The sequence below is a fragment of the Ruania alba genome, from assembly GCF_900105765.1.
Classification (GTDB): domain Bacteria; phylum Actinomycetota; class Actinomycetes; order Actinomycetales; family Beutenbergiaceae; genus Ruania; species Ruania alba.
This window is the reverse complement of the sequence record NZ_FNTX01000002.1, coordinates 551,498-575,747: the sequence shown is the minus strand read 5'-3', so window position 1 is coordinate 575,747 and position 24,250 is coordinate 551,498. Positions and strand designations below refer to the sequence as shown.

Here is a 24,250-nt window from a genome sequence, read left to right as displayed (position 1 = left end):
CGCACATCGCGGCACCTGAGATCTCGATTCGGCAACGGCCCGGATCGGGGAACTTTTGGCGCTGCCAAAAACTGCCTGCCGGGCTACCGTGCAGGGCAGCAGGTTGTCCTAGCCTGCGCAATCGGACGAAGGAGTCGACAGATGACGAAGTCTGTGCGCCAGAAGCTGGCGGTCACCAGTGTGGCCGCGACGGGGGCTTTACTCCTGGCCGGATGTTTGCAATCACCGGGGAGCGGGAGCGACCGTGGATCCGGCGCGGACAACGCTCAGACCGACGGCGATGGAGTGGTGACGATCCTCGGCGCCTTCGGCGGAGCGGAAGCCGAAGCGTTCAACGAATCGCTGGTGCAGTTCGAGGAGGACACCGGGATCGACGTGCAGTACAGCTCGGACCAGGACTTCACCAACACGGTCCGGGCTCGGGCCGGGTCCGGTCAGGCACCGGACATTGCAATCTTTCCGCAACCCGGTGGCCTGATCGAGCAGGCCGATGCCGGGAACGTCGAGCCGATCCACTTCTACTTGGACGTGCCCGCGCTGGAGGAGTCATTGGTGCCCGGCTTCCTGGACGCGTCCGAGGCGTCCAACGGGCTGCCCTACGGCGCGCCGATGCGGATGGCGGTGAAGTCGCTGGTCTGGTACCCGCAGGAGGCGTATGCCGACGGTGGGTACAACACCGAACCGGACACGCTGGAGGACCTGGCCGCGATCCAGGAGGAGATCAGCGCCGACGGCATGGCCCCGTGGTGCATGGGATGGAACTCCGACCAGGCCACCGGCTGGGTGGGTACGGACTGGATCGAGGAGTACATGCTCCGGCTGCACGGCCCCGAGGTGTACGACGAGTGGACGTCGCACGAGATTCCGTTCGACGACCCGCGCGTGGTGGAGGCGTTCGACGCCTACGGCGAGCTGGTGTTCGCCGAGGGCAACGTGCTCGGTGGCACCTCGAACGTGATCGCCACCCCGTTCAGCGAGGCCATCCTGCCGGCCTTCGAGGACCCGCCGGAGTGCCTGATGGAACGGCAGGGCAACTTCATCACCGGCTTCATGCCGTCGGACGTCCAGGAGAACCTGGACAACGAAGTCGGGCTGTTCGTCTTCCCGCGGGCAGGCTCCGGTGACTACACCGACCAGCCGATCCTCGGTGGCGGCGACCTGGCTGCGCTGATGAACGGCAACGACCCGGACTCGATCGAGGTGATGCGGTTCCTCACCTCACCCGAGTTCGGCGGTCCGTGGGCGCAGGCCGGCGGGTGGCTCTCGCCGCACGCCACCTTCGACGCGAGCCAGTACCCGGATGAGCTCACCCGGCGCACGGCGGAGATCGTGGCGGACGCGGACGTCTTCCGGTTCGACGGCAGCGACCTGATGCCGAACGCCGTCGGTGGTGGGACGTTCTGGACCGGCATGGTCGACTGGTTGAACGGCAAGCCGGCCGAGGAGGTCACCGCCGACATCGAGGCCAGCTGGCCGGCTGACGGGGAGGAGGACTCGTGACCGCCGCCACTGCGACGGCCGCCGAGTCGCCTCCGAAGAAAGTCGGCGGCGCACGCCCGCTGCGCCTCGTCGTCGGACTCGTCGGAGCCATCGTGGTGGCATGGGCGGCCGGGAACGTCTTCCTGGCGCTCGCGTACTACCCCGAGTGGTTCTTCGACAACCGGCTGTTGATGGCCGTCGTCGGCATGATTGCCGGTGTCGGCGGCGCGGCGTTGCTGTTCTACTGCGTGAACGTCTTCATCGAAGGGATGCCACAACGGCTCTCCGAGGGCGTGATCCCCTACATTTTTGTGCTTCCGTCCTTCGCCCTGCTGGGTCTGGTGCTCGTGTACCCGACCCTGCAGACGATCAACTACAGCTTCGCCAATCAGGACAGCACCGCATACGTCGGGTTCGACAACTACGTGGCGATCTTCGGCAGCAGCGAGTTCTGGCTCTCGATCACCAACAACGCGCTGTGGCTGATCGTGGTCCCGGCGCTCACCGTGGTGGTCGGCCTGGTCGTAGCACTGTTCGCGGACCGGCTCTCCGCCCAGGGCGAGAAGGTGGCCAAGGCCTTCATCTTCCTACCGATGGCGATCTCGTTCGTGGCGGCCTCGACGATCTGGGCGATCCAGATCTACGACGCCGATTCGGAGATCGGATTGTTGAATGCGATCGTCACCGGGCTGGGTGGGGAGGCGCAGAACTGGCTCCGCCTCGACACGCTCCGGCTGAACTCGTTCCTGATGATGGTGATCCTGATCTGGATGCAGGCCGGCTTCGCCATGATCCTGCTTTCCGGCGGGATCAAGGCCGTGCCGGAGGAGACCCTGGAAGCGGCCCGGATCGACGGAGCGAACGAGGTTCAGGTTTTCTTCCAGGTGATCATCCCGCAGATCAAGGGCACGATGATCACCGTCTTCATCACCGTGACGATCCTGGTGCTCAAGGTGTTCGACATCATCTATGTGCTCCTGAACGGGCAGGCGAGTTCGAACGTGATCGCCAACCTGTTCTTCCAGGAGCTGTTCACGTTCCAGCGGGCCGGGAACGCCTCGGCGATCGTGGTGGTGCTGCTGATCCTCGTCACCCCGATCCTGATCTACCAGGTCCGGCACTACCGGAAGGAGGCGGCCCGATGAGCACCAGCACCCAGGCAGCGCCCAAGCAGAAGCGTCAGCCCTCGATGATGAAGGACGGCCGGCCGCGGAGCTGGACCTCGATCATCGTGATGGTCGTCCTGGTGATTCTCTGGTCGATCCCCACTCTGGGCCTGGTGATCAACTCCCTGCGTAGCCGGGACGACATCATCACCAGCGGGTGGTGGACCGTGTTCGCCGACCCGTTCGGCCAAGGGTGGACCGGTGACAACTACATCGGGGTGTTCACCGGACCTGCCCAGATGGGCGTCGGCTTCATGAACTCGGTGGTGGCTGCGGTGCCGGCCACCATCCTGCCGATCATGTTCGCCGCCTTTGCCGCGTATGCGTTCACCTTCCTGAACTTCCGGTTCAAGGAGACCCTGTTCGTGATCATCGTCGGGGTCATGGTGGTGCCGATTCAGGTGGCCTTCCAGCCCATGCTCGATCTGCTCGGCCCGAACGGCATCGGGATCTCCGGTGAGTTCGTGGCCGTCTGGTTGCTGCACACCGGGTTCGGCATGCCGCTGTGCGTCTACACGCTGCGCAACTACATGTCCACGCTGCCCTACTCGGTGGTGGAGTCGGCGAAGATCGATGGCGCCAGCCACTACCAGACGTTCTGGTTGCTGGTGGCGCCGATGGCGATGCCGGCCATCGCGGCGTTCGCCACCCTGCAGTTCCTGTGGGTGTGGAACGACTTGCTCATCGCGAAGCTGTTCCTGGCGCCGTCGAACGCGACGATGATCGTGCAGCTGCAACAGCTGCTCGGTACGCAGGGCCAGGGTAAGGAACTCCTCTCGGCCGGTGCCTTCCTGTCGATGGCGCTACCGATCCTGGTGTTCTTCGGCCTGCAGCGCTTCTTCGTCCGGGGGCTCACCTCCGGCTCGGTGAAGGGCTGACCGAACTCACCCTCACCCGCCGGGCCGTCCACGCCCACCCACCGCCGGGTCACCTCCCCGCGGGGCCACCTCCCCGCGGGGCCGCCCACCCACCCGCCGAACGCAACCTTGTGCGGCGTCTGCCGCGATTTTCGCCGCACAAGGTTGCGTTCGGCGAATGGGGTGGGGCTGGTTCGGTGGGCTGGGCGGTGAGCCGGCAGGGGTGCTACGCATCGAACGCGGCGGTGTCGGCGTAGGCACGCATCGCCTCACGCACGTACTCGGCTCCGCTCCGATCACCGGCTGCAGCGCCGCCGTCACGCTCGTAGTTCTTCCCGAACCGTGGGTCGACCACATACATGTCGGCCAGGCCCAGGTAGTAGCCCTTCGTGACGGACATCATCGGGTGGGACAGCCAGCGGTGGTGCCGCTCGGCGATCGCCCGGACCTGCTCACCCGTCGGGTCGAGCCCGGCCTCGTGCGCGGCGATGAAGTCCGCGGCGATCTGCTGCTGCTCCGCCTGGAACCGGGCCTTCTCCTCGGCGGAGAGGGAGCGCCACCAGGCGTCGCCCTGCTGCCAAGCCTCGCGTCCCCATCGCTCCGTGACTTCGTCCTTGTACTGGGTGTGGTCGAAACCATCGAACATCTCGGATGCCATGAGATGTTCACCTCCTTCTCTCTTGGCCAATGTGGTGCGCACCGAAGCGATCCTGCGCTCCACCTGGCTGCGCTCGATCTCGAGAAGCTCCAGGTGGGTACGCAAGGCTTCGGCCTCGCTCTGGCCACCCGCCAGCACCTCGGCGATGGAGGCCAGGGAGAGCCCGAGCTCGCGCAGCAGCAGAATGCGCTGCAGCCGCACCAGCGCGTCGGTGTCGTAGTACCGGTACCCATTGGCACCGATCCTCGTCGGCGGGAGCAAGCCGATCTGGTCGTAGTGACGCAGCGTGCGGCTGGTCGTGCCGGTACTGCGGGTGATCTCGTGCATCGACCACTCGTCGATCTCCGTCATGACGGCCCTCCGTTTCCGAACATGACTCACTCTGAACGTTGACGTCACGTCAAAGTCAAGCCTTCTCCCGATTCAGCGCATGCCACCCTCGGCCACCCACCCACCGCGCCGAGCGCAACCCTGTGCGGGCCCACCCGCATCTTTCGCCGCACAAGGTTGCGTTCGGCGAGAGGGATAGGCCTGGTGCTCACTGGTGCTCACTAGGCGGATCATCGCGTCCCACGGGTGCCGGTGGCAGTAGCGTGGCCGGGTGCCGGAGCTGACTCTTCTCGCGTGGGCGTTGCTCGCGATCTCTGCAGTGCTCGTCGGCATCTCCAAGACGGCGCTGCCCGGGGCGAACACGATCTCCATCGCGATCTTCGCTGCCCTGCTGCCGGCGCGTGAGTCCACGGGCGCGTTGTTGCTACTGCTCATCGTGGCCGACATGTTCGCGATCTGGGCCTACCGCAAGCATGCCGACTGGACGGTGCTGCGACGGCTGGTGCCCACCGTGCTCGCCGGACTGCTGCTCGGCGCAGGCTTCCTCGCTGTTGCCGACGACGCGGGGGTGCGCCGGGTCATCGGCGTCATCCTTCTCCTGGTCATCGGGATCACGCTCTGGCGCCGCTGGGCGGCTCATCGCAGCACCCGTGGAGGCACGACCGTCGCCCCCACGACCACGGGCGCGCCGACATCCAGCTCCGAAGCGTCGACACCGACCCGCGGCGCACGCCGCGCCCAGGCCGCCATCTACGGCACCCTCGGCGGGTTCACCACGATGGTCGCCAATGCCGCCGGACCGGTGATGTCGATGTACTTCCTCGCCTCGCGGTTCTCCATGAAGACCTTCCTGGGCACCGCCGCCTGGTTCTTCGCCGTCGTGAACCTGGTCAAGCTCCCGTTCTCGATCGGCCTGGGACTCATCACCGGGCCCACCCTGCTGATGGACCTGGCTCTCGTGCCGGCGGTGGTGATCGGGGCGCTGGCCGGACGCTGGCTGGTGGCCCGGATGAACCAGGTGCTCTTCGAGCGGCTCGTCGTGGTGCTCACCATCGGTGGTGCCGTCTACCTGCTGCTCTGACCCGCCCGAGCGCGTCACTACCTGCTGCTCTGACCGCTTCCCACTGCCTGGACCCGAGCCCAGTTGCGCGCCCGTGTACCTCTGGGACGAGCCGTCCATGCTCGCACGCGCCATGATGGGGGCATGGGCACCGACGAGGACGCGAAGCTTCCCGAGGAGCGACGCACCCGGCTCCGTGCGCTGCTGATGTGGATGGTTGCCGGGGCGACCGTGCTCGCCACCCTGGCCGGCATTTATGCCGTGGCCATCGGTTTCCCGGTGGTCACCTCCACCACGGTCACCTCGGTCGCCACGGTGAATGACGATCACGGTCTGCTCGTGCGGTATGAGGTGGGGTCCTCGAGCTGCCACGACCCGTACGGGATCGAGGTCACCGAGACTGACGACGCGGTGCGCCTCGACGGACGCCGGGTGGACCCGACCGGCACCCGGGTGTTCGGGAAGGCATGTACCGACGACCTGTACTCGGTGGTCGAGACCGTCTGGCTGGACGACCCGCTCGAGGATCGCAGGATCGTGCTCCCCGACGGCACCGAACTCGAACCGGTCGACGTGCGCGTGGTGCTCGACCTTCCCGAGGACGACGGATGAGTCCAGAATGGGGGACCCGCCCCACCCCAGAGGGGCACCTCACACATCCGCCCTCCCGCGCGTCTACCTAGCGTGACACCCTTCGAAACCGTCGTCGCCGAGCACGGAGCCACCGTGCTCCGAGTCTGCCGTGCCGTGGCCGGGCCCGACCATGCAGACGATGCCTGGTCGGAGACCTTCCTCGCCGCGATGACCGCCTACCCGGACCTGCCGCCCGATGCGAACGTGCAGGCCTGGCTGGTCACCATCGCCCGACGCAAGGCCATCGACACCCATCGCGCCCGCACTCGATCACGGACCCACCCCACCGACCGGCTCCCCGAACGCCCCACCCGTGAGGGCCGGCCCGGTAGCTGGGAGCGGGACCTGTGGGAAGCCCTCGGCGACCTACCGGCCAAGCAGCAGAGCGCCGTCATCTATCACCACATCGCCGGCCTGCCACACACGGAGGTCGCGGCTCTGCTGGGCGGCACCCCGGCCGCCGCCCGGCGGGCGGCCTCGGACGGGATCGCACGACTACGCCGCACCTACGCCGAGGAGGCAGCCCGATGAGCCCGACCACCACCCCCGACCTGCCGGCCGATCTGGCCCACCTGGCCCCCGCCGTCGACGAGACCCGCCTGAGCGACCTGCACGACCGCCTTGCCCGTGACGCCGAGCAGCGCGGACTGCTGGACGTGGCCTACCGGACGGTGGACTCCGCCGTCGGACCCCTCCTGCTCGCTGCCACCGAGCGCGGTGTGGTGCGCGTGGCGTTCGCCTCCGAAGGGTTCGACGGCGTCCTGTCCGATCTGGCCGAGCGCGTCAGTTCCCGCGTGCTCGCCGCTCCCCGCCGCCTGGATGCCACGGCTCGCCAGATCGAGGAGTACTTCGGCCAGCGTCGCCGTCACTTCGACGTTCCCCTCGACCTCAGCCTGACCACCGGCTTCCGCCGCCGGGTGCTGGAGCAGCTGCCCACGATCGACTACGGCCGCACGGCCAGCTACGCCGAGATGGCGCGGGCAGCAGGGTCCGAACGCGCCGTGCGTGCGGTCGGCTCCGCGTGCGCCACCAACCCGGTGCCGCTCCTGCTGCCCTGCCACCGGGTGGTCCGCAGCGATGGCTCCCTGGGCGGCTACCGCGGCGGGATCCCCGCCAAGGAGGCGCTGCTCGCCCTCGAGCACGGGTGAGCGGTCATCCGTTGTCAGAGGTCGCGGCTAGCCTGACCCGCATGACCCTCACACTGGAGATGATCACGCTCGACACCACCGACCCCGGACCCCTGGCTGCCTGGTGGGCCGAGCAGGTCGGCGGATCGATCGTGGCGGAGAACGACGGTTGGTTCTACGTGGTGGAGATCCCTGGCGCCGGGTACCGCCTCGCGTTCCAGAAGGTCGATGACCCGACGCCGGGGAAGAACCGTCTCCACCTGGATCTGGCCGCGGCCGACCTGGATACCGAGGTCGAGCGCCTCGTCGGTGCCGGAGCCGAGCAGGTGGACACCCACGTGATGGGCGACTTCCGGTGGGTGGTGCTGGCCGACCCGCAGGGAAACCAGTTCTGCGTGGCGGGTGGGCACTGACCCGGGAAATCCTGAGCCGGTGAGTGTTGAGTCGGCCAGGTCACCGCACGACGGCGGTCCACCCCGTCCGTAGGACGTCCCACTCCTCCCGCAGCACACCCATCACGACGGCGTCATGAACCCCGCCGGACCATCGTCGCGCCTTGCGCATCCGCGCCTCCTCGACGAAGCCCAGACGGCGGGCCACGCCGAGCATGCCGCGGTTGCCTGAGTAGGTGGCCAGGTCCAGGCGGAGGGTATCCGTGGCGTCGAAGAGGTAGCTGGTCCACAGCGCCAGGGCCTCCGTGGCGAGCCCTCGACCCCAGTACGCCTCGTCCTGGATGGAGATGCCGAGGCGCCGCCAGTCCGTCACCTCGGACTCCCAGTACCAGTTCACCTGCCCGACGAGCACACCGTCGGTCTCGATGCCGAGGGTCACCCGTGGCTCGCTGGGGTCGCGAGCGATGGTGCGCTCGGCAGCCTGCGCCATCGATGCGGCGTCCGGAAGCCCGAAATAGGGGCCGTTGGTGCGGTGCCAGGGCCGGTCCGGGCGCAGCAGGTCGTGCACCCGCGGGAGGTCGTGGACGGTCCAGTCCCGCAGCTGTATTTTCGTGCCGACGATCCTCATCCGGGCAGCCTACGGATGCCACCCGTCCACGCGGTCCAGGATCGTGGCGGCCACCCGCTCGAAGGCCGCCAGATCCTCCGGGGCGACGGCGTCCACCACCAGCGCGCGTGCGTGCGCCACATGGCCAGGAGCGGCAGCCTCCACGCGCGCCAGACCGTCGTCGGTGAGCACGGCATGCGTGGCGCGACGGTCCTGCGGGCAGGGCGTCCGGCGAACCAGATTCTGCCGCTCCAGACGCCGCACCACGTGGGAGAGCCGGGAGAGCGACCCGTTCGTGAGGGCTGCCAGCTTGCTCATCTGCAGTTCATTGCCGTCCTGCTCGGCCAGCATCGCCAGCACCATGTACTCGAAGAAGTGCAGGTCCGAATCGCGCTCCAGCTGCGCGTCCAGTGCCCCGGGGAGGCGCACCAGGAGCCCGGTGAGCGCGAGCCACGCGTGCCGCTCGTCGTCGTTGAGCCACTGCGGGTCGCTCCCGCTTGCTCCCGCGTCGATCGTCATCTGTTGCCCTGCCTCGCCGTCTCGGTCATCGTGGCTCATCATCCTGCCGGAAGAACACCACGAGCAGTCGCATCACCAGAATCACCGACCCGGCGAGCAGAGCGGTGCCGAGCACGTGGAACAGCCCGACCTCGTCGGTGACCATCGGCCCCGGCGCCACCAGGTAGAGCACCGTGGCCATCAGCCCGGCCGTGGCAGCCAGGATCGTGAGGAGACCTTGGTGCCACAGGCGCATCACGAAACGACGATCGGCGGGATCGGCGAGCACCCGCGTGTGCACCTGCAACCGGCCGTGCTCGGCCGCATCCGCGATCCGCTCCATCCGGCGGGGCAGACGCCGCAGCACCGGCAGCAGTGTGACCAGCTCGGACTCCACGGTCCGGCGCAGCTCCTTCGGCTGCAGGCTCGACTCCAGGCGTGCCCGGCTCGCCTCCCGAGCGCCACGAACCAGGTCGAAACCGGGGTCGATCACAGCGAGCGTGCCGTCCAGCGTCGCCAGGGCGCGGAACGCTGCGGCCAACTGTGGCGGGATGCCCAAGCGGTGCCGAGCCACCAGGCGGAACAATTCGGCCACGGCACCCGCCACGTTCGAGCTGCCGCCGCCCTCGGAGTCGGTGAACCGGAGCAGGATCTCGCCGAGCTCTTGCTCCAACGTGCGTTCGTCCACGCGGTTCGGGCGATCGACTGCTTCGAGCAAGGCGTCCGAAGCGGCCAGGGAGTCGCCGGTACCGAGCGCGGCCAGCAGGCGGGTCAGGCTGGACCGCGACTGAGATCCGAGGCGGCCCACGGACCCCAGGTCCAGCATTGCCAGCGCGCCCCGCCTGCCGGTGTCGTCTGTGCCGTGCGCGCTGTCGACGAGCACGTTCCCCGGGTGCAGGTCCACATGGAACACCCCGTGCCGGGTGACCTGATCGAGCACCACCCGCAGCAGCTCGGTCGCCAGCTCGGCGCGCCGCTGCGCACCCAGTTCGGCCAGTACCGGCTGGGCGTCCCCGAGCGGCACGCCATCCAACCGGTCCATCACGAGCAGCCGAGCCGTGCATGTGCCCTGCCACACCCGCGGCACGCGGATGTCCTGGGCTCCGGAAGCCTCCAGGCCGGAGGCGATGGTGGCCAGATTGTCGCGCTCGATCCGGAAATCGAGCTCCTCTCCCAGCGCTGCGGCGAAACCGCGGACCAGGTCGCTGAGGCCGAGATCGGCAGCCCAGGTGGTGCGGGCGGTGAGGGTGCCGGCGAACCGCTCCAGGATGTCCAGGTCCCGGGAGACCTGCGCCGTGATCCCGGGGCGCTGCACCTTCAGGACCACGCGATCGCCGTCGGGCGTGGTAGCCGTGTGGACCTGCGCGATCGACGCCGCTGCCAACGGCTCCCGGTCGATCGTGGCGAACACGGCCTCCGGCGGTGCGCCCAGCTCGGCGGTGATCACCCGCTCCACCACCGGCCAGTCCAGGGCGGACGCGTCGTCCTGCAAGCGAGTGAGCTCGGCGATGAACTCCGCCGGCAGCAGGTCTCTGCGGGTGGAGAGCTGCTGTCCGAGCTTGACGAAGGTGACGCCGCCGTCCTCCAACGCACGTCGCAGCGAGCGTGCCAGCGCGCGCCGCTCCTCCGGGGTGCGCACGCCTCGGTGCGAGCTGCCACGCAGGAACCGGACCAGACCGTGCCGGACCACCACACGCAGCAGCTTCAGGTAACGCCCGCTGCGGCGCACCCGGCCGCGCAGCGAGCGCCACGCCGTCACCGGGCCTGGAAGCGACCCGTCCGGGATCAGCATCTCGATCGTGGCGAGTGCGAACATCGCCATGATCAGGGCGAATGCCGCGGTCAGGGTGGCGTACAGCGTGAGGGTGAGCAGGTCGGCCTCCGTGGCCGGTGGCTGCAGCAGCGCCCCCAGCAGCGCCGGGCCCGCGGTCGCCCCGATCAGCGCCGCGACCACCGTGCGCAGCAGACTCAGCCGCACGCCCATCACCCGGCGCACGAACAGCGCGAACAGCAGCACCGAGATCGCCACCGACCACAGCGTCAACTGGGCCCCCAGAAAGTCGACCATAGGGCCATCCTCCCCTACGCCTCGACCTGTCGGGAGATCGAGGTGAGCCGATTGCTCGGCGCCTGCCCCACTCCGGTCAGCGGAACGCCTCCGGCGTCAGGTCGCTCTCGTCCAGGAGCCGCCGCAACGTGGGGGTGGCCAGTGCCCGGTAGGACGCCTCCACCAGCTCGAACACCTCGGGCCAGTCCACCTCCTCGGCGGCAGTGCCGTCATGCGCGAGGTCCCAGCCGATCCACCCGGCCGGACCGTAGTAGGCAGGGACGAAGCTGCGCGGATCCTGCTCCAGGGCGAGCCGTTCAGCATCGTCGGGCAACAGCAGGAGCGAGTGGTCGTACATGATGCGCTCGCGGGCGTTGCCCTTGGTGCCGCCGCCGTACACGGTGAACACCTTCGTGGCCCGGAACGTGGGCCGCCCGTGGCTCTCCTTCTCTTGCGCCTGCGGGAACGCCAGGCACAGGTGACGTACCCGTGCGAGGTACGGGTCGCCGTCATCGAACATGCGTGGATGGATCATCGTCGCCTCCCGAAGACACTCTGTCATCGGCCGCCGACAGCGGCGCCGGCCGGGTCACCGTCGATACCGTGGCACCGCTGGCGTCGCCGACCCGCAGTGCCTGGGTGAGCGTGCTCACCTCCCCGCGCAGGGCGGCCAGCTCGGCCCGCAACTGCCCGAGCTCCTCCGCAGGCACCAGCACCCCCTCGTCGAACGGGTCGTCAGGCAGGTCCTCCGGCGACGCTGCCACCGCGGCCCCGTCCTCATCGGTCTCCGCTGCGGGTGGCTTCAGGTGCTGCATGGAGTCCACGATCACCGCGATGAACAGGTTCAGCACGGCGAAGGCGCTGATCAGCACGAACGGGACGAAGAACATCCAGGCCCACGGGTGCGCGGTCATGATCGGCAGCACCAGCGCCGACCAGCTGTCCAAAGTCATGATCTGGAACAGGCTGAACAGCGAAGCCCACAGGGTGCCGAACCGTTCCGGGTCCGTGTCCGCGAAGAGCATGGTGGCCATCACTGCGCTCACGTAGAACAACAGGCCCAGCAGGGCACCGATGGAGAGCATCCCGGGCACGGCCGCCATCAGAGCGCCCACCACCTGGCGCAGCCGCGGCACCGCGGAGATGAGCCGCAGCACGCGGAGCACCCGCAAGGCACGCAGCACCGCGAACCCGCCGCTACCGGGAACCAGTGCCACCACCACCACGAGCAGGTCGAACACGTTCCAGGAACTACGGAAGAAGCGCAGGCCGTTGGCGTACAGCTTCAGGCTCAGCTCCACCACGAACACGATCAGGCACGCCAGGTCGATGGCGTGCAGCACCCGCGCCGGTGCATTCTCGAACGTCTCCAGGCCGAGGGTGATCGCATTGACGACGATCACGGCCACCACGATCCGCTGCACCGGCCGGGACTCCACCCAGGCGGCGAGGCGGAGGCGGTGAGCCGAAGGCGGTGCGGACGGCGCGTTCATCTAGATGGATCCCCTCATCCCAACGTGGCAGACGCCCTATTGTCACCGATGCCGGTTACCGTGGGACACATGGCACGTACGCTCACAGAGCGGGCGCACGCGGCCGTCGAGGTCGTCCATGAGAACCCGATCCGCTTCTGGGATCACGTGTTCTTCTTCCTGGGCACGGTGGCCTGCGGCTGGCTCGCGTTCCTGCTCGTCCACCAGCTCCTCACCGAGGGCTGGCGTCACCTGTGGGCATTCTTCCCGTTCTGGGCGATCGTGACCTACCTGCTGCTCCCACGGCTGCACCGGTTGCTCACGCGCGTGTATGTGCCGAACTACTTCATCGGCAGGTCCCGCACCCGTGAGGGACTGCTCGGAGACCCGGTCAACCTGGGCGTGCGCGGGAGCGAGGCGCAGATCCATGCGGCCATGCTCCGAGCCGGCTGGCACCGCGCCGACGAGATGAACCTCGAGTCCAGCCGCCGGATGATCGTGTCCACCCTGCTGCGGCGCAGCTATCCGGACGCCCCGGTGAGTCCACTGTTCCTGTTCGGCCGGCGCCAGCAGTTCACCTACCAGCAGGAGGTGGAGGGCAACCCGGCGAAACGGCACCACGTCCGGTTCTGGCCGTGCCCGACCGGTTGGCGTCTGCCCGGAGGCAAGAAGGTCGACTGGCTCGCTGCCGGTACCTACGACCGAGCGGTCGGACTCTCGCACTTCACCCTGCAGATCACCCACCGGATCGATGCCGAGATCGATGCCGAGCGCGATCACATCCTGGCCACACTCACCGACCCTGACGCCGGGAACCGGGACATCGCGGTGAAGCACCTGCGCAACTTCTCCACCGGGTACCACCATCGCAACGGCGGGGGAGACGCGATCCGCACCGATGGCGACCTGCCGATCGTGGACCTGCGGGCGACCCCCGGTCCGAAGGGTGCGGTGACTGAGCAGATCGAGCGCGATGACGCCGAAGCGCACCAGCGGCGTGCCATCCCACTCACGGTGGCGTTCGGGATGCTGCTCATGGTGCTGCGGGTGGTGACCGGGGTGCTCGGACTAGCCTGGCTGGTCGGTCTCGCGCCGGAACGGGTCGACGAGCTGGGGATCGTCATCCCGCTGATGCAGGTCGGCGTGTCTCCCGAGGCGGTCTACCTGGCGCTGCGCTCTGTCTTGATGGCGTATCTGCTCGCCTACCTGGTGCTCGCCGGCTTCCTCTACCGGCGCGCGAACTGGGCGCGGATGGCCACCCTCATGCTGGGTGCGATCGGCGTTCTCACCTACGCGGTGCTGTGGATCGTCGGTGCACCGGAGGCGGCGCTGGCCAGTCAGCTGCTCGGCACGGCCGTGGAGATCCTGGTGCTGCTGGCGCTCTCCGGGGAGACGGCGCGCGTCTTCACCAGGGGACAGTCCGCCGAAGGGGCCGTGCACTGACCGACCCGCAGGTCAACCCAGGATGATCCAGAGGGCGATCACGATCGCCAGCACGGTCAGGGCGGCCAGAGCCCCGGGCAGGCGGGAGCCGGTGCTGGCGGAGAGCCCCGACGGCGCAGGCTCGCCCGTGCGCGTGCCCTCACCGGAGGAGGTGTCCGAGTTGCCCGACGGCGCAGCCTCCGTGGCCTGGTCGTCGTGCGGTGCCGCCTCGGTGCTGTCCCGGTGGTCACTTTCCGAGGCGGCCGGTTCGTCCGTCGCGGTCTCGTCCGGATCGCTCGTGTGGTCGGTCTTGTCAGTGGCACCGATCCCGGCGATCCCGGCCATCGGAGCGGTCGCGTCCAACGGCATGTCCGGCAAGGTCGCGCGCAGCGCGGCGGCTGCCTCGGCCGACAGGCCGATGGCCTCCCCAGCAGCCCCCACCACCTGGTTCTCCTGACCGGGGAGGCGAACTCCGCCGTCGGGAGTTGAGGAATCCGTGGCCCGGGCATCGGCCTCCAGATCGGCAACGAGCACAGTGACGTTGTCCCGGGTGCCCACGGCAAGGGCGGCCTCCACCAGTGCGTGGGCCGCTTCCTCGCGATCCGGCACGCTGAGCAGCTCGCCGATGTGCTCGGCGGAGAGGTAGTCGGAGAGGCCGTCCGAGCACAGGAGCAGCCGGTCCCCGGCCTGCAGCTCGACGTCGATGATGTCGAGGTCCGCACCGGCGGGCTGGTCGTCCAGGGACTTCAGCAGCATCGACCGGTACGGGTGAGTACGGGCCCGCTCCGGGGTGAGCTGTCCGGTGTCGATCAGGCGCTGCACATGCGTGTGGTCGGTGGTGACCTGGTACAGGGAGCCATCCCGCAGGGCGTACACCCGGGAGTCGCCGATGTGACCGACGGTCACCTGATCGCCGTCGCACGCCACGACAAGCAGCGTGGTGCCCATCGACTCCAGCATCGGGTCGGCCTCGGACATGGTGTGCAGGGCGCGGCGGGTCCGTCGACCGGCGGCGAGGATGGTCTCGGCGGCGGGCGCGTCGCCGGTGCCCAACCCGGCGAAGACGCGCATCGCCACGGCGGAGGCCACCTCACCGGCTGCGTGACCGCCCATCCCGTCCGCGAGCACGAGCAACCGGTCACTGCCGAAGGCCGAGTCCTCGTTGTTGGTGCGGACGGTTCCGAGGTGCGTGCTCAAGGCGTAGCGGAACCTCACCGCCATCGTGCACCGCCTCTGAGATCGAGTCCGTCGTCATCTCCGCTTGCGCGGTCCACCTTACCGCTCACAACATGTCTCGACGCTGCAGATACCGCAGCGCCCACCAGCCCAGCGGAACGCGGATCCAGAACGTCAGGACCCGGAACAGCACAGCCGCTGAGGCCGCTGCGGCAGTCGCGATACCGGCGGTGCGCAGACCGGTGGAGAGTGCGAACTCGACGGTACCGATGCCGCCCGGGGTGGGGATCGCGGAACCGACCGCAGTACCGGTGAGGAACACGATCGCCAGCGACGTCAGCGGCAGGGACTGCCCGAATGCGGCGAGCGCTGCGCCGAATGCGGCCAGGAAGCCCATCGTCATGATCAGGTTGCCTCCGATCGCCATCGCGATCCGGTGCGGTTGCCCGATCACCCAGACCAACCGTGGCCACACCTGCTGCAGTGTCGGCTTGGTCTTCGCGATCACCCATCGGCGCAACGAGCCGATGGCGAACACGGCGCCGGCCAGCACCAGGATCACACCGAGCACCACCAGCACTGCTCCGGACGGGAGTTGCTGCAGGGCGCTGGAACTGCCCGTGAGCAGGGCGATGGCGAGCAGCAGCAGCACCGTGGTGACGAACTGGGAGACCTGCAGCAACGCCACCGTGGCCAGGGCCACCGGGGTCTGCACCCCGCGCTTCTGCATGAAGCGCAGGTTCAGCGCCGCAGGCCCCACGCCGGCAGGAGCCACCAGGGTGATCACCGAGGCTGCCACCTGGACCAGGATGGTGCGCCACAGGCCGAGCCGGTCGGGCGAGAGTGCCACCAGTCCCATCGCCGAGCCCAGGTAGGTGAGCAGACCGAGACCGAAGGCGACGATCATCCACGCCGGGTTGGCGTCGGCCACCACGTCGGCGATCTGCTCGAAGTTCAGCGTCGTGAGCACCACCCACCCGGCCACCACCGCCACGGTGAGCGTGATCACGGTCCGGGCGGTGAAGCGGGCCAGCTGGATCGGCTGCACCTCGCCGGTGGTGGGGATGAACTCCACCAGGTGGGCGCGCAGCTCGGCCATCTGCTCCTTCGCAGCGCGAGCCTCCGCGCGGGTCTGTGCCGGCAACGCGATCGGCTGCAGCAACGGGGCGATCTCACCCAGGCGGGTGATCGAGAGGGCCCGTGAGGCGGCGGCCACCGCTCGCCGCGCGCCCACCCGGAGGGTGAACAGGGTGAGCAGCTGGGCGAGGTCCACCCGTCGCGCCAGCGAGCCGGAGGCGATCTCGCCCTCTTCCCACCCGTTCAGCCACACCTCACCGGCGTTCTCCCCGCTGGTGACCACGTGAACGGTGTCGGCGGAGATGTTGCGGTGCGCCAGGCCGGCGCGGTGCGCCCGCCCGAGCTGCTCCCAGGCGTTCAACATCACCTCATCGGTGATGACGTCGGTGTCCACGTCGGAGAGCTGGCGGGCGCCCGGCACGTGCTCACCGAGCAGCAGCACCGAGGCGCCGGCCTCGGCGATCCCCTGCAGGCGGGGGCAGTTCACGCCTGCTGCCGCGGCCGCGTAGTACATCAAGGAGGCACGCTCAGCGGACTGGCGCAGCGAGACGGTGGCGCGACGATCCAGTCCCCGGCGGGCGAGGGTGGCGATCACGGCGTTCATCCAGCCGATCACCTGCCGGTCGGCGTCCAGCACGACCGCGTCCCATCGCACGCCTGAGGTGTCGGTGACGGCGTAGACCCGGTTCGCGCCCTCGCGCTCGGTGGCGACGGTGGCCGAGTCCTGGACATGGTCGGGCACGACGGGTGGATCGTTCGCCGTACCGGGGGCAACCGTGCCGGAGAGTGGCGTCGCTGCCGCCGGCTCCACGGGAGCTGCGGTGCCGTCCGAGTCTGCTGGGTTGGCCGTCTCGGACTCGCGAGCGGCCGCCTCGGCTGCTGCGACTCGGGCGGCGGCCGCGCGATTGGCCGTGAGCGCCTCGGGGACGTAGCCGATCGGGGTGGCGATGGTGACCGTCTCCCGCGGCAGCGCGGCCGAATCCGTGGTGTCGCCGATCCGGATCACACTCACGGCGTCCACCCCGGCTCGGCGGATCCCTTCCACCAGGGTGTGCCCATGGGCACGCTCGCTGCGCACCCCGGAGGCGTAGCGCATGCCGAGCCCGACCGCGCGGCCCAGGAGCACCGAGACCAGGGCACCCACCAGCGTCGACTCACCGGCGATGACCGAGACCACCAGCACGATCCACAGCAGGTTCCAGGAGATCGCCACCAGACGCCGTCGGGACCGCGTTCCGATCGCGGTGAGGAAGGCGGCCAGGCCGGCCACCATCGGCGTCACCGTCATCACCCACTCGCCTGAGTCGAACAGGCGCAGCGCCCTCAGCACCTCCTCGGGTGCGTACGACTCCAGCAGCCAGCTGGCCCCCGCCGTCGCCAGCACTGCCGCGAACGCGGCAGCGAGCGCGTCCAGGATGTTGCGGGGCTGGCGGCGAACGATCTGGTTCACGATCACCACCATCGGCAGGATCAGGGTGAGGAAGCCCTCGATCGCGTTCACCGGCACCAGCAGGACGTTGCGCACCACCTGGGAGAACACCGATTGCACGTCCCGGGTGACGCCGGTGGTGGTGCCGTAGGCGTACACGGAGAGCGCGAGCACCACCACGATCGTGGCGAGCGTGGCGAGCATCAGCACCAGGTCCACCGGTCGGCGCACCCGGGTGAGTGGCACATCCAGCAGCGAGACCGAGCGCACCGGGCCGTGGGGCGGCGCCGGCGTGTCAGAGGTCTGGCCAGCCATGGTCTCGATGGTAGGTGAGGGGTGCGTCACTCCCTGGCTCATTTCCGCTCCCCGGGCCGTGGTGTGCTGTGTGACGGGCCTCACCATCCCTGGTCGCTTGTCTGACACAGCGTCGGCAGATGAACCATCGCCGGTGGTATGTCGATCATCCGAAGGTGGGTCAGGCGGCGTCCTCAGATGTGGCCCTCAGACGTCCACGCCGAGCGCCATCAGCCACTCCTCCGGCAGGTACTGATAGCCCACGAAGGCGGCCACGTCGAGCGCGGTATGGGCCACCACCAGCGGCATCACCCGCCGTCGGCCGAACCGGGAGAGGTAGAACAGCGCGAAGATCACCCCCATGATCGCGTTCGCAGCGAACGGACCCCAGCCCTGATAGAGGTGATAGGCGCCGCGCAGGAGCGCCGAGGCGGCCACGATCGCAGGGATCCCCCAGCGCTTCTCGCCGAGGCGTTCGATCAGGTAGCCGACCACGATCACCTCCTCCACGAGGGCGTTCTTCAGCGCGGCCAGGAGCAGCACCGGCACCGTCCACCAGTACGGGTCGAGCCCGGAGGCCTGCACGGCCACGGTGATCCCGAGGGCGCGGCCGGCCAGGTACAGCCCGAGCCCGGGGATCCCGATCAGGGCGCCGAGCCCGAGTCCCCAGCCGAGATCGCGGACCGGACGGCGCAGGTCGAGCCCGATCCGCCGGAACGCGCTGCGGCCGGAATCGCTGAGCAGGTACAGCACCAGGGCCACCGGGACCAGCGCGAACGACACCGAGAGCACCTGGTAGGTGAGGTCCAGGTACGGCCGTGGCGACTGGGAGGTGTTCAGCGCCGTGGTCTGCTCACCGAGCGGGCCGCGAGTGAGGGCGGCGATGATGGCCACCACGGCGTAGACGGCGGACTTGCCCAGGCTGAGGCCGAGCACGATCCAGATCTCGGCGGTCAGCCTCCGGGACCACGCCCGGGCGCTCGGCGCGGGGGCCTGTGCAATGTCCATGCCCCTAGTGTGGCGCGGTCGAGCTCGAGTGGGGCGCGTCCCTGCCGGCCTGGACCGCTCCCCCTCCCACCGGGGGTGAGGTTGACGTCGGTGATGCGCCGATAACCGACGTCAACCTCACCCCCGGCGAGCATGCTGTCGGTGTTCACGGATGATTCACGACGGCGGGGGGCCGGTGCTTGCGCAACCAGGCCTCGGTCTGCGCGACGTGAGCGGCCGCAGCGGCGGAGGCCGCGAGGGGGTCCCTGGTCCGCAGGCCGTGCCAGATCGCGCGGTGCCCGGCGTCGGAGAGTTGTTTCACCGCGGCACCGTCCTCGGTGGTGAACAGGCGGTAGGCACGAGAGCGGGACCGCAGCACCGCCACCATCGCAGCGAAGGCCGCGTTCGCGCCGACCTCCACGATGCGCATGTGGAACTCGTGATCGAGGCGGGACTGTTCCGCGTCGTCGGTGGTGGCCTCGAGCTGGTCGAGCAGCCCGCCGAGCTCGGCCAGCGTGGCATCGTCGATCCGCGCCGCCGCCAGTGACGCCGCGTGCGACTCGAGGGCTCGGCGTAGCTCGGTCAGTTCCAGGAGCGAGTCCAGCGGCAGCAGCCCCACGGTGAGCGAGAGGTTGTCCAGGATCGGGGCGGCGCGCAGATCGCCGACGTAGGTGCCCGAGCCGTGCCGGGTGTCGAGCACCCCGAGCGCGGAGAGCATCCGGATCGCCTCGCGGAGCGACCCGCGGGAGACCCCGAACCGCTCGCAGAGCTCGGACTCGCTGGGCAGGCGTTCCTGCGGCTGCAGGTCCCCGCCGGCGATCAGCGTCCGGAGCCCGTCCAGTGCCGTCTCGAGTGCACGCATACGGTGCCCCTTCCTCTTTCGTTCACCCCAGGATGCCATGAGAGTTGTTCGACAACTGATGCGAAAAGTGGTGTGATGACCCGGATCGATGGGCCACTACAGCGATAGTCATCGGACAACATGAGGGTCGGGAGACGAGTGATGCAGCAGTCGGTGCGCCAGGCGGGCGTCGCCGCCGTGCGCCTGCGCCACCATGATCGGGCGCGGGATGCCTGGCCGCTCGACCCGGCCGTGGTGCACCTCAACCACGGCTCGTTCGGTGCGGTCCCCAGCGAAGTCGTGCAGTACCAGGACTCGCTGCGCGCCGCAGCAGACCGCAACCCGGTCGGCTGGTTCCCGAGCGTGCCGGAACACGTGGCTGCAGCGCGCGGCGAGATCGCCCCCTTCATCGGCGCCCGCGCCGAGGACCTGGCATTCGTGCCGAACGCCTCGGCCGCTGCGACCGTCGTCTACAACAGCCTTCGCCTCGCTGCCGGCGACGAGATCCTCGTGACCGACCATGGCTACGGAGCCATCACGATGGGCGCGCATCGCCTGGCCCGCCGCTTCGGTGCGCACGTGCGCACGGTCGAGATCCCGCTGCTGGCCGGGGACGAGGAAGTGCTCGCCCGGTTCGCCGCAGCCACGACCGACCGCGCCCGGCTCATCGTGGTGGACCAGATCACCTCACCCACCGCACGTCGCTTCCCGGTGGCGCAGATCACCGCGCAGGCGCACCGGTCCGGGGTGCGGGTGCTCGTCGACGGCGCCCATGCCCCCGGCCTGATCGAGGCACCTGCCCGCTGTGGGCAGCCCGACTGGTGGTTCGGCAACCTGCACAAGTGGCCGTGCGCCCCCCGTGGCGCGGCCGTGCTGGTGAGCGCCGCCGACGACCGGGACGAACTGTGGCCGCTGATCGACTCCTGGGGGGCGGCGGAGCCGTTCCCGGCACGCTTCGACACCCAGGGCACGCTGGACGCCACCAGCTACCTCGCCGCACCCCGTGCGATCGCCTGGGTGGAGCGGGAGTACCGATGGGCGGCCGCCCGCGAGACGATGGCCGAGCTCGTCGACCGCGGCGCCGCGATCATCGGGGAGGCGATCGCGCCGTACCTCGAGGAGGAACCCGTGGTCGACCTCACCGCCCCAGTGCCGTCAATGCGGCTGGTACGGATGCCGGACAGCCTCGCCGAAAGTCGGGAGGCGGCCGACGGTCTGCGCGACGTGCTCTTCTCCGAGGCCGGTGTGGAGGCTGCGTTCACCACCTTCCGGTCACGGCCCTACCTGCGTCTCTCGGCGCACCTGTACAACGAAGAAGCCGACTTCCACCGCTTTGTCGAGCGAGCGCTCCCCCTCGTGCTCGAGGCGTGCGGGGCAGCCTCGCTGCCCACGCCCGCCCACAACCCGTCCCATTTCGACCCCCACACCCTCGAAGGAGAGGACTCATGAGATACCTGCGTTCCGCCGTCGCCGCGACAGCTGGGCTTTCCATGCTTGCCCTGGCGGCCTGCTCGGGAGGCTCCGACGACTCCGGTGACTCCGACGGCCAAGTGACCCTGCAGATGGTGGAGTCCCTGACGAACCCGGACCGCACCACGCTGATCCGCGGTCTGCTCGACGACTTCGAGGCGGAGAACCCCGATATCCAGGTCGAGCTCGTCTCTCCGCCCACCGAGCAGGCGGACCAGACCATCCAGCAGATGCTGCAGTCCGGCTCCGGCGTGGACGTGCTCGAGGTCCGGGACATCACCGTGGGCCCGTTCTCCAACAACGGCTGGCTCTATGACATGAGCGGTGAGCTGGAGTCCTGGGACGGGTGGGACGATCTCACCGACAATGCGCGCACGGTGGCAGAAGGCGACGGCGCGAGCTACTTCCTCCCGTACGGGTTCTACGGTCTGTCCCTCTTCTATCGCAGCGATCTGGTGGACGAGGCCGGGTTCGACGGGCCGCCGTCCAGCTGGGAGGACCTGCTCGAACAGGCGTCGGCGATCCAGGACCCGTCCAGCAACACCTACGGGTACGCCTTCCGCGGCGGTCAGAACGCCAACAGCAATGTGGTCGCCGCGATCGAGGCGTACGTGATCGACGAACTCGACACCGAGAACGCCTTCCTGATGAACGACGGCTCCACGATCTTTGCTGCCCCGGAGGCCCGGGACGCGCTGGAGACCTACTTCGCGCTCTTCGAGGAGGCGTCACCGCCGTCCGCGGTCTCCTGGGGCTACCCCGAGATGGTGGAGGGTTTCAACAACGGCTCCACCGCCTTCCTGCTGCAGGACCCCGAGGTGATCGCCACCATCCAGGGGTCGGACACCCTCAGCGAGGACCAGTGGGGCACGGCGCCGTTGCTGGTGGGCCCGACCGGGCGCGCGGCTCAACCGCTGGCGGTGGCCGGCTGGGGCGTGACGGAGTTCAGCGAGCACCACGAGGAGGCGCTGGCCCTGGTGCAGTTCCTGGCCTCGGAAGGGCCGGCCACCGAGTTCGCGCAGGCGAACAGCCTGGTGCCGCCGATCGCGTCCGCCGCGGACGACCCGTTCTACTCCGAGGGCCCGTGGACCAGCTACGTGACCATGACCGAGAACCCGGACACCTACGTCAACGTCACGCAGCCGCGTGACGTGAGCTGGTGGACCGAGTGGATCCAGAAGTCGGACCAGGAGATCCAGAGCGTGCTGCTCGGGGAGATGACACACGAAGAGCTGCTCACCTCCTGGGACGAGTTCTGGACCGAGAAGTACGCCTCGGAGTGACCGGCGTGACCACCACCTCTCAACGGGGCCCCGCCGCAACGGGCGGCGGGGCTCCGGGGAGCCGCCGCCAGGTGCCGTTCCGGGCCCGGCACGCGCTGACGATCCTCGCCTTCCTGGCCCCGGCGATCGTCTTCGTGGGCTGGTTCACCTACTACCCGATGCTCCGCGGCGCGACGATGGCGTTCCACGACTGGAACCTCTGGGACCTGACCTCCACGCCCTTCGTGGGCCTGGACAACTTCCGGACCATCCTGTCTGACCCGGTGTTCCCCACCGTGCTGCGCAACTCCGTGCTGTGGGTGATCGGCTCCCTGGTGCCGCAGTTCCTCATCGGGTTCGGCCTGGCGCTGGCTCTGCGCAAGCGGTTCCGGTTCCGCGGGCTCTACCAGGCGCTGGTGTTCTTCCCGTGGGCCGTCTCGGGGTTCCTCATCGGGATGCTGTTCCGGTGGATGTTCAACGCCGAGTTCGGCGTGGTGAACGACCTGCTCGGCAAGCTGGGTGTGATCGACGCCCCGATCCCGTGGCTCGCCGACCCCACCCTGGCGATGATCGCGGTGATCGTGGCGAACATCTGGTACGGCGTGACGTTCTTCGCGATCATGATCCTGGCCGCGCTGCAGTCCGTGCCGGACGAGATGCTCGAGGCCGCCAGCATCGACGGTGCGGGCAAGGCCCGCACGCTCTTCTCGATCATCATCCCGACGATCGCGATGACCCTGCTGCTCACCGTGCTGCTGCGGATCATCTGGATCTTCAACTTCCCGGACATCATCTATGCGATGACCGGGGGTGGGCCCGCGAATCGCACGCACATCATCACCACCTGGATGATCAACTACACCCAGCAGGGCAACTACGGCCTGGCCAGCGCGATCGGGCTGTGCGTGGTGGGCTTCCTGCTCGTCTTCTGTGCCTTCTATCTACTGGCCATCCGGAAGGCGGACCAGTCATGACGGCGACCCTCACCTCCGCGCCAACGGCCACCGGGTCCGGCGTCGCCAGGCCGGAGCAGCGGCGCGTCACGGTCGGCAGTGTGCTGCGTGTGGCCGGGCTCGGGCTGTGGCTGCTGATCACCCTGTTCCCGCTGTACTGGATCGCCATCACGTCCTTCAAGGCGCCGGGGACGATCAGCCGGTTCCCGTTGGAGTACTGGCCGGGCGAGCCCTCCCTGGACAACTACCGGAGCCTGTTCGAGCAGAGCAACTTCGGGGTGTTCCTGGGGAACTCGGCGATCGTCGCCACCACCGCTGGGGCCACCGCCACGCTGATCGCGCTGCTCAGCGCCTACGTGCTGGCACGGTTCCACTTCCGCTCCAAGGGTGCGGTGCTGATCGCGTTCCTGCTCACCCAGATGATCCCCGCGTTCATCGCACTGGGACCGCTGTACTCGATGATGTCCGATATCGGGCTGGTGGACCGGAAGTTCGGCCTGGTGCTGGTGTACGTGGCGATCAGCATCCCGTTCTCCACGATCATGCTGCGCGGGTTCTTCCAGAATGTTCCGGACGCCCTCGAGGAGGCGGCGATGATCGACGGCTGCTCCCGGCTGGGGGCACTGTTCCGGGTGATCGTTCCGGTGATGACGCCGGGCATCATTGCGGCGTTCATCTTCAACTTCGTGAACTCCTGGAACGAGCTGTTCCTCTCCGTGGTGTTGATGCACTCGGAGTCGAACCGCACCGTGCCGGCGGCGCTGAACGGCTTCATCTCCACGTTCAACATCGACTGGGGGTCGATGTCGGCGGCGGCGGTGCTGACGATCCTGCCGACCATGGTGATGTTCGCGCTGGCGAGCAAGTGGATCGTGCAGGGCCTGACGGCGGGGGCTGTGAAGGGCTGAGGCCTGCCCGGCCAGCACCGACCCCAGCACCGCCGGGGGTGACGTTGACGTCGATGATGTGCCGATAACCGGCGTCAACTTCACCCCCGGTGAGTGGGTGGGCCG

Annotated in this window: 23 protein-coding genes; 13 read left to right on the top strand and 10 right to left on the bottom strand. The window is 68.8% G+C overall.

What is annotated here, in order from left to right; all coding sequences use genetic code 11:
- Positions 1-141 precede the first annotated feature (141 nt).
- The 3 genes from BLU77_RS13125 to BLU77_RS13115 are packed head-to-tail and all read left to right on the top strand — an operon-like array spanning position 142 to position 3,523.
- Positions 142-1,500 (top strand): ABC transporter substrate-binding protein, encoded by a 1,359-nt coding sequence (locus BLU77_RS13125; RefSeq protein WP_089773574.1) that lies wholly within the window; start codon positions 142-144, stop codon positions 1,498-1,500.
- Positions 1,497-2,624 (top strand): carbohydrate ABC transporter permease, encoded by a 1,128-nt coding sequence (locus BLU77_RS13120; RefSeq protein WP_089773573.1) that lies wholly within the window; start codon positions 1,497-1,499, stop codon positions 2,622-2,624. The genes BLU77_RS13125 and BLU77_RS13120 overlap by 4 nt, the downstream gene beginning before the upstream one ends.
- Positions 2,621-3,523, top strand: coding sequence for a carbohydrate ABC transporter permease (locus BLU77_RS13115; RefSeq protein ID WP_245708852.1), 903 nt, complete (start codon positions 2,621-2,623; stop codon positions 3,521-3,523). The genes BLU77_RS13120 and BLU77_RS13115 overlap by 4 nt, the downstream gene beginning before the upstream one ends.
- 205 nt (positions 3,524-3,728) lie before the next feature.
- Here BLU77_RS13115 and BLU77_RS13110 read toward each other — a convergent pair whose 3' ends face one another.
- A complete protein-coding gene (locus BLU77_RS13110; RefSeq protein WP_089773572.1) occupies positions 3,729-4,511 on the bottom strand; it encodes a MerR family transcriptional regulator in 783 nt (260 codons plus the stop codon).
- A 250-nt stretch (positions 4,512-4,761) separates the two neighbouring features.
- Here BLU77_RS13110 and BLU77_RS13105 point away from each other — a divergent pair, with 250 nt between their 5' ends.
- The 5 genes from BLU77_RS13105 to BLU77_RS13085 all read left to right on the top strand — a co-directional run bounded on the left by BLU77_RS13105 (position 4,762) and on the right by BLU77_RS13085 (position 7,723).
- Positions 4,762-5,571, top strand: a complete 810-nt coding sequence (locus tag BLU77_RS13105; protein ID WP_089773571.1) for a sulfite exporter TauE/SafE family protein — start codon at positions 4,762-4,764, stop codon at positions 5,569-5,571.
- A gap of 123 nt (positions 5,572-5,694) precedes the next feature.
- Entirely contained in the window at positions 5,695-6,162 is a 468-nt protein-coding gene (locus tag BLU77_RS13100; RefSeq protein ID WP_089773570.1) for a hypothetical protein, read from the top strand.
- A gap of 72 nt (positions 6,163-6,234) precedes the next feature.
- Positions 6,235-6,714 (top strand): RNA polymerase sigma factor, encoded by a 480-nt coding sequence (locus BLU77_RS13095; protein WP_089773569.1) that lies wholly within the window; start codon positions 6,235-6,237, stop codon positions 6,712-6,714.
- The gene (locus BLU77_RS13090) at positions 6,711-7,331 is read left to right on the top strand and encodes a methylated-DNA--[protein]-cysteine S-methyltransferase (protein ID WP_089773568.1); all 621 of its coding nucleotides are present in this window, start codon (positions 6,711-6,713) and stop codon (positions 7,329-7,331) included. Before BLU77_RS13095 ends, BLU77_RS13090 begins: the two co-directional genes overlap by 4 nt.
- A gap of 41 nt (positions 7,332-7,372) precedes the next feature.
- Positions 7,373-7,723 (top strand): VOC family protein, encoded by a 351-nt coding sequence (locus tag BLU77_RS13085; RefSeq protein ID WP_089773567.1) that lies wholly within the window; start codon positions 7,373-7,375, stop codon positions 7,721-7,723.
- Between the two features lie 40 nt (positions 7,724-7,763).
- On the opposite strand, the gene BLU77_RS13080 is transcribed toward BLU77_RS13085, so the two are convergent.
- The 5 genes from BLU77_RS13080 to BLU77_RS13060 all read right to left on the bottom strand — a co-directional run bounded on the left by BLU77_RS13080 (position 7,764) and on the right by BLU77_RS13060 (position 12,347).
- Positions 7,764-8,330, bottom strand: coding sequence for a GNAT family N-acetyltransferase (locus BLU77_RS13080; RefSeq protein WP_089773566.1), 567 nt, complete (start codon positions 8,328-8,330; stop codon positions 7,764-7,766).
- Between the two features lie 9 nt (positions 8,331-8,339).
- A complete protein-coding gene (locus tag BLU77_RS13075; RefSeq protein ID WP_245708851.1) occupies positions 8,340-8,867 on the bottom strand; it encodes a MarR family winged helix-turn-helix transcriptional regulator in 528 nt (175 codons plus the stop codon).
- Entirely contained in the window at positions 8,854-10,875 is a 2,022-nt protein-coding gene (locus tag BLU77_RS13070; protein WP_089773564.1) for an ABC1 kinase family protein, read from the bottom strand. The genes BLU77_RS13075 and BLU77_RS13070 overlap by 14 nt, the downstream gene beginning before the upstream one ends.
- A 76-nt stretch (positions 10,876-10,951) precedes the next feature.
- Entirely contained in the window at positions 10,952-11,389 is a 438-nt protein-coding gene (locus tag BLU77_RS13065) for an MmcQ/YjbR family DNA-binding protein (RefSeq protein WP_089773563.1), read from the bottom strand.
- Positions 11,364-12,347, bottom strand: coding sequence for an ion transporter (locus BLU77_RS13060; RefSeq protein WP_089773562.1), 984 nt, complete (start codon positions 12,345-12,347; stop codon positions 11,364-11,366). The genes BLU77_RS13065 and BLU77_RS13060 overlap by 26 nt, the downstream gene beginning before the upstream one ends.
- 69 nt (positions 12,348-12,416) lie before the next feature.
- On the opposite strand from BLU77_RS13060, the gene BLU77_RS13055 reads away from it, so the two are divergent.
- Complete coding sequence (locus BLU77_RS13055) at positions 12,417-13,769, top strand: LssY C-terminal domain-containing protein (protein WP_089773561.1); 1,353 nt, start codon at positions 12,417-12,419, stop codon at positions 13,767-13,769.
- A 12-nt stretch (positions 13,770-13,781) separates the two neighbouring features.
- Here BLU77_RS13055 and BLU77_RS13050 read toward each other — a convergent pair whose 3' ends face one another.
- From BLU77_RS13050 to BLU77_RS13035, 4 genes are all read right to left on the bottom strand, one after another.
- On the bottom strand, positions 13,782-14,969 hold the full coding sequence (locus BLU77_RS13050; RefSeq protein WP_089773560.1) for a protein phosphatase 2C domain-containing protein: 1,188 nt from the start codon (positions 14,967-14,969) through the stop codon (positions 13,782-13,784).
- Between the two features lie 61 nt (positions 14,970-15,030).
- Positions 15,031-17,745 (bottom strand): lysylphosphatidylglycerol synthase transmembrane domain-containing protein, encoded by a 2,715-nt coding sequence (locus tag BLU77_RS13045; RefSeq protein WP_139177764.1) that lies wholly within the window; start codon positions 17,743-17,745, stop codon positions 15,031-15,033.
- Between the two features lie 186 nt (positions 17,746-17,931).
- Positions 17,932-18,732 carry a CPBP family intramembrane glutamic endopeptidase gene (locus BLU77_RS13040; protein WP_089773558.1) on the bottom strand — a complete coding sequence of 267 codons (801 nt, stop codon included), beginning with the start codon at positions 18,730-18,732 and terminating at the stop codon, positions 17,932-17,934.
- 145 nt (positions 18,733-18,877) lie between these two features.
- The gene (locus BLU77_RS13035; protein WP_089773557.1) at positions 18,878-19,573 is read right to left on the bottom strand and encodes a FadR/GntR family transcriptional regulator; all 696 of its coding nucleotides are present in this window, start codon (positions 19,571-19,573) and stop codon (positions 18,878-18,880) included.
- Between the two features lie 141 nt (positions 19,574-19,714).
- Here BLU77_RS13035 and BLU77_RS13030 point away from each other — a divergent pair, with 141 nt between their 5' ends.
- From BLU77_RS13030 to BLU77_RS13015, 4 genes are read left to right on the top strand one after another with little or no spacing between them, the layout of a single operon-like run.
- Positions 19,715-21,001, top strand: a complete 1,287-nt coding sequence (locus BLU77_RS13030) for an aminotransferase class V-fold PLP-dependent enzyme (RefSeq protein WP_089773556.1) — start codon at positions 19,715-19,717, stop codon at positions 20,999-21,001.
- On the top strand, positions 20,998-22,305 hold the full coding sequence (locus BLU77_RS13025) for an ABC transporter substrate-binding protein (protein WP_175477094.1): 1,308 nt from the start codon (positions 20,998-21,000) through the stop codon (positions 22,303-22,305). The genes BLU77_RS13030 and BLU77_RS13025 overlap by 4 nt, the downstream gene beginning before the upstream one ends.
- 5 nt (positions 22,306-22,310) lie before the next feature.
- Entirely contained in the window at positions 22,311-23,258 is a 948-nt protein-coding gene (locus BLU77_RS13020; protein WP_245708850.1) for a carbohydrate ABC transporter permease, read from the top strand.
- Positions 23,255-24,145, top strand: coding sequence for a carbohydrate ABC transporter permease (locus tag BLU77_RS13015; RefSeq protein WP_089773554.1), 891 nt, complete (start codon positions 23,255-23,257; stop codon positions 24,143-24,145). Before BLU77_RS13020 ends, BLU77_RS13015 begins: the two co-directional genes overlap by 4 nt.
- The last annotated feature ends 105 nt before the right edge of the window (positions 24,146-24,250 follow it).

Excerpts from the sequence above, each read along its gene's own strand:
- BLU77_RS13070 (WP_089773564.1), bottom strand. The coding sequence starts at position 10,875 with ATGGTCGACTTTCTGGGGGCCCAGTTGACGCTGTGGTCGGTGGCGATC.
- BLU77_RS13075 (WP_245708851.1), bottom strand. The coding sequence starts at position 8,867 with ATGAGCCACGATGACCGAGACGGCGAGGCAGGGCAACAGATGACGATC.
- BLU77_RS13060 (WP_089773562.1), bottom strand. The coding sequence starts at position 12,347 with ATGAACGCGCCGTCCGCACCGCCTTCGGCTCACCGCCTCCGCCTCGCC.
- BLU77_RS13025 (WP_175477094.1), top strand. The coding sequence starts at position 20,998 with ATGAGATACCTGCGTTCCGCCGTCGCCGCGACAGCTGGGCTTTCCATG.
- BLU77_RS13055 (WP_089773561.1), top strand. The coding sequence starts at position 12,417 with ATGGCACGTACGCTCACAGAGCGGGCGCACGCGGCCGTCGAGGTCGTC.
- BLU77_RS13115 (WP_245708852.1), top strand. The coding sequence starts at position 2,621 with ATGAGCACCAGCACCCAGGCAGCGCCCAAGCAGAAGCGTCAGCCCTCG.
- BLU77_RS13050 (WP_089773560.1), bottom strand. The coding sequence starts at position 14,969 with ATGGCGGTGAGGTTCCGCTACGCCTTGAGCACGCACCTCGGAACCGTC.
- BLU77_RS13065 (WP_089773563.1), bottom strand. The coding sequence starts at position 11,389 with ATGATCCATCCACGCATGTTCGATGACGGCGACCCGTACCTCGCACGG.
- BLU77_RS13015 (WP_089773554.1), top strand. The coding sequence starts at position 23,255 with ATGACGGCGACCCTCACCTCCGCGCCAACGGCCACCGGGTCCGGCGTC.
- BLU77_RS13125 (WP_089773574.1), top strand. The coding sequence starts at position 142 with ATGACGAAGTCTGTGCGCCAGAAGCTGGCGGTCACCAGTGTGGCCGCG.
- BLU77_RS13090 (WP_089773568.1), top strand. The coding sequence starts at position 6,711 with ATGAGCCCGACCACCACCCCCGACCTGCCGGCCGATCTGGCCCACCTG.
- BLU77_RS13035 (WP_089773557.1), bottom strand. The coding sequence starts at position 19,573 with ATGCGTGCACTCGAGACGGCACTGGACGGGCTCCGGACGCTGATCGCC.
- BLU77_RS13045 (WP_139177764.1), bottom strand. The coding sequence starts at position 17,745 with ATGGCTGGCCAGACCTCTGACACGCCGGCGCCGCCCCACGGCCCGGTG.
- BLU77_RS13030 (WP_089773556.1), top strand. The coding sequence starts at position 19,715 with ATGCAGCAGTCGGTGCGCCAGGCGGGCGTCGCCGCCGTGCGCCTGCGC.
- BLU77_RS13110 (WP_089773572.1), bottom strand. The coding sequence starts at position 4,511 with ATGACGGAGATCGACGAGTGGTCGATGCACGAGATCACCCGCAGTACC.
- BLU77_RS13100 (WP_089773570.1), top strand. The coding sequence starts at position 5,695 with ATGGGCACCGACGAGGACGCGAAGCTTCCCGAGGAGCGACGCACCCGG.
- BLU77_RS13085 (WP_089773567.1), top strand. The coding sequence starts at position 7,373 with ATGACCCTCACACTGGAGATGATCACGCTCGACACCACCGACCCCGGA.
- BLU77_RS13040 (WP_089773558.1), bottom strand. The coding sequence starts at position 18,732 with ATGGACATTGCACAGGCCCCCGCGCCGAGCGCCCGGGCGTGGTCCCGG.
- BLU77_RS13080 (WP_089773566.1), bottom strand. The coding sequence starts at position 8,330 with ATGAGGATCGTCGGCACGAAAATACAGCTGCGGGACTGGACCGTCCAC.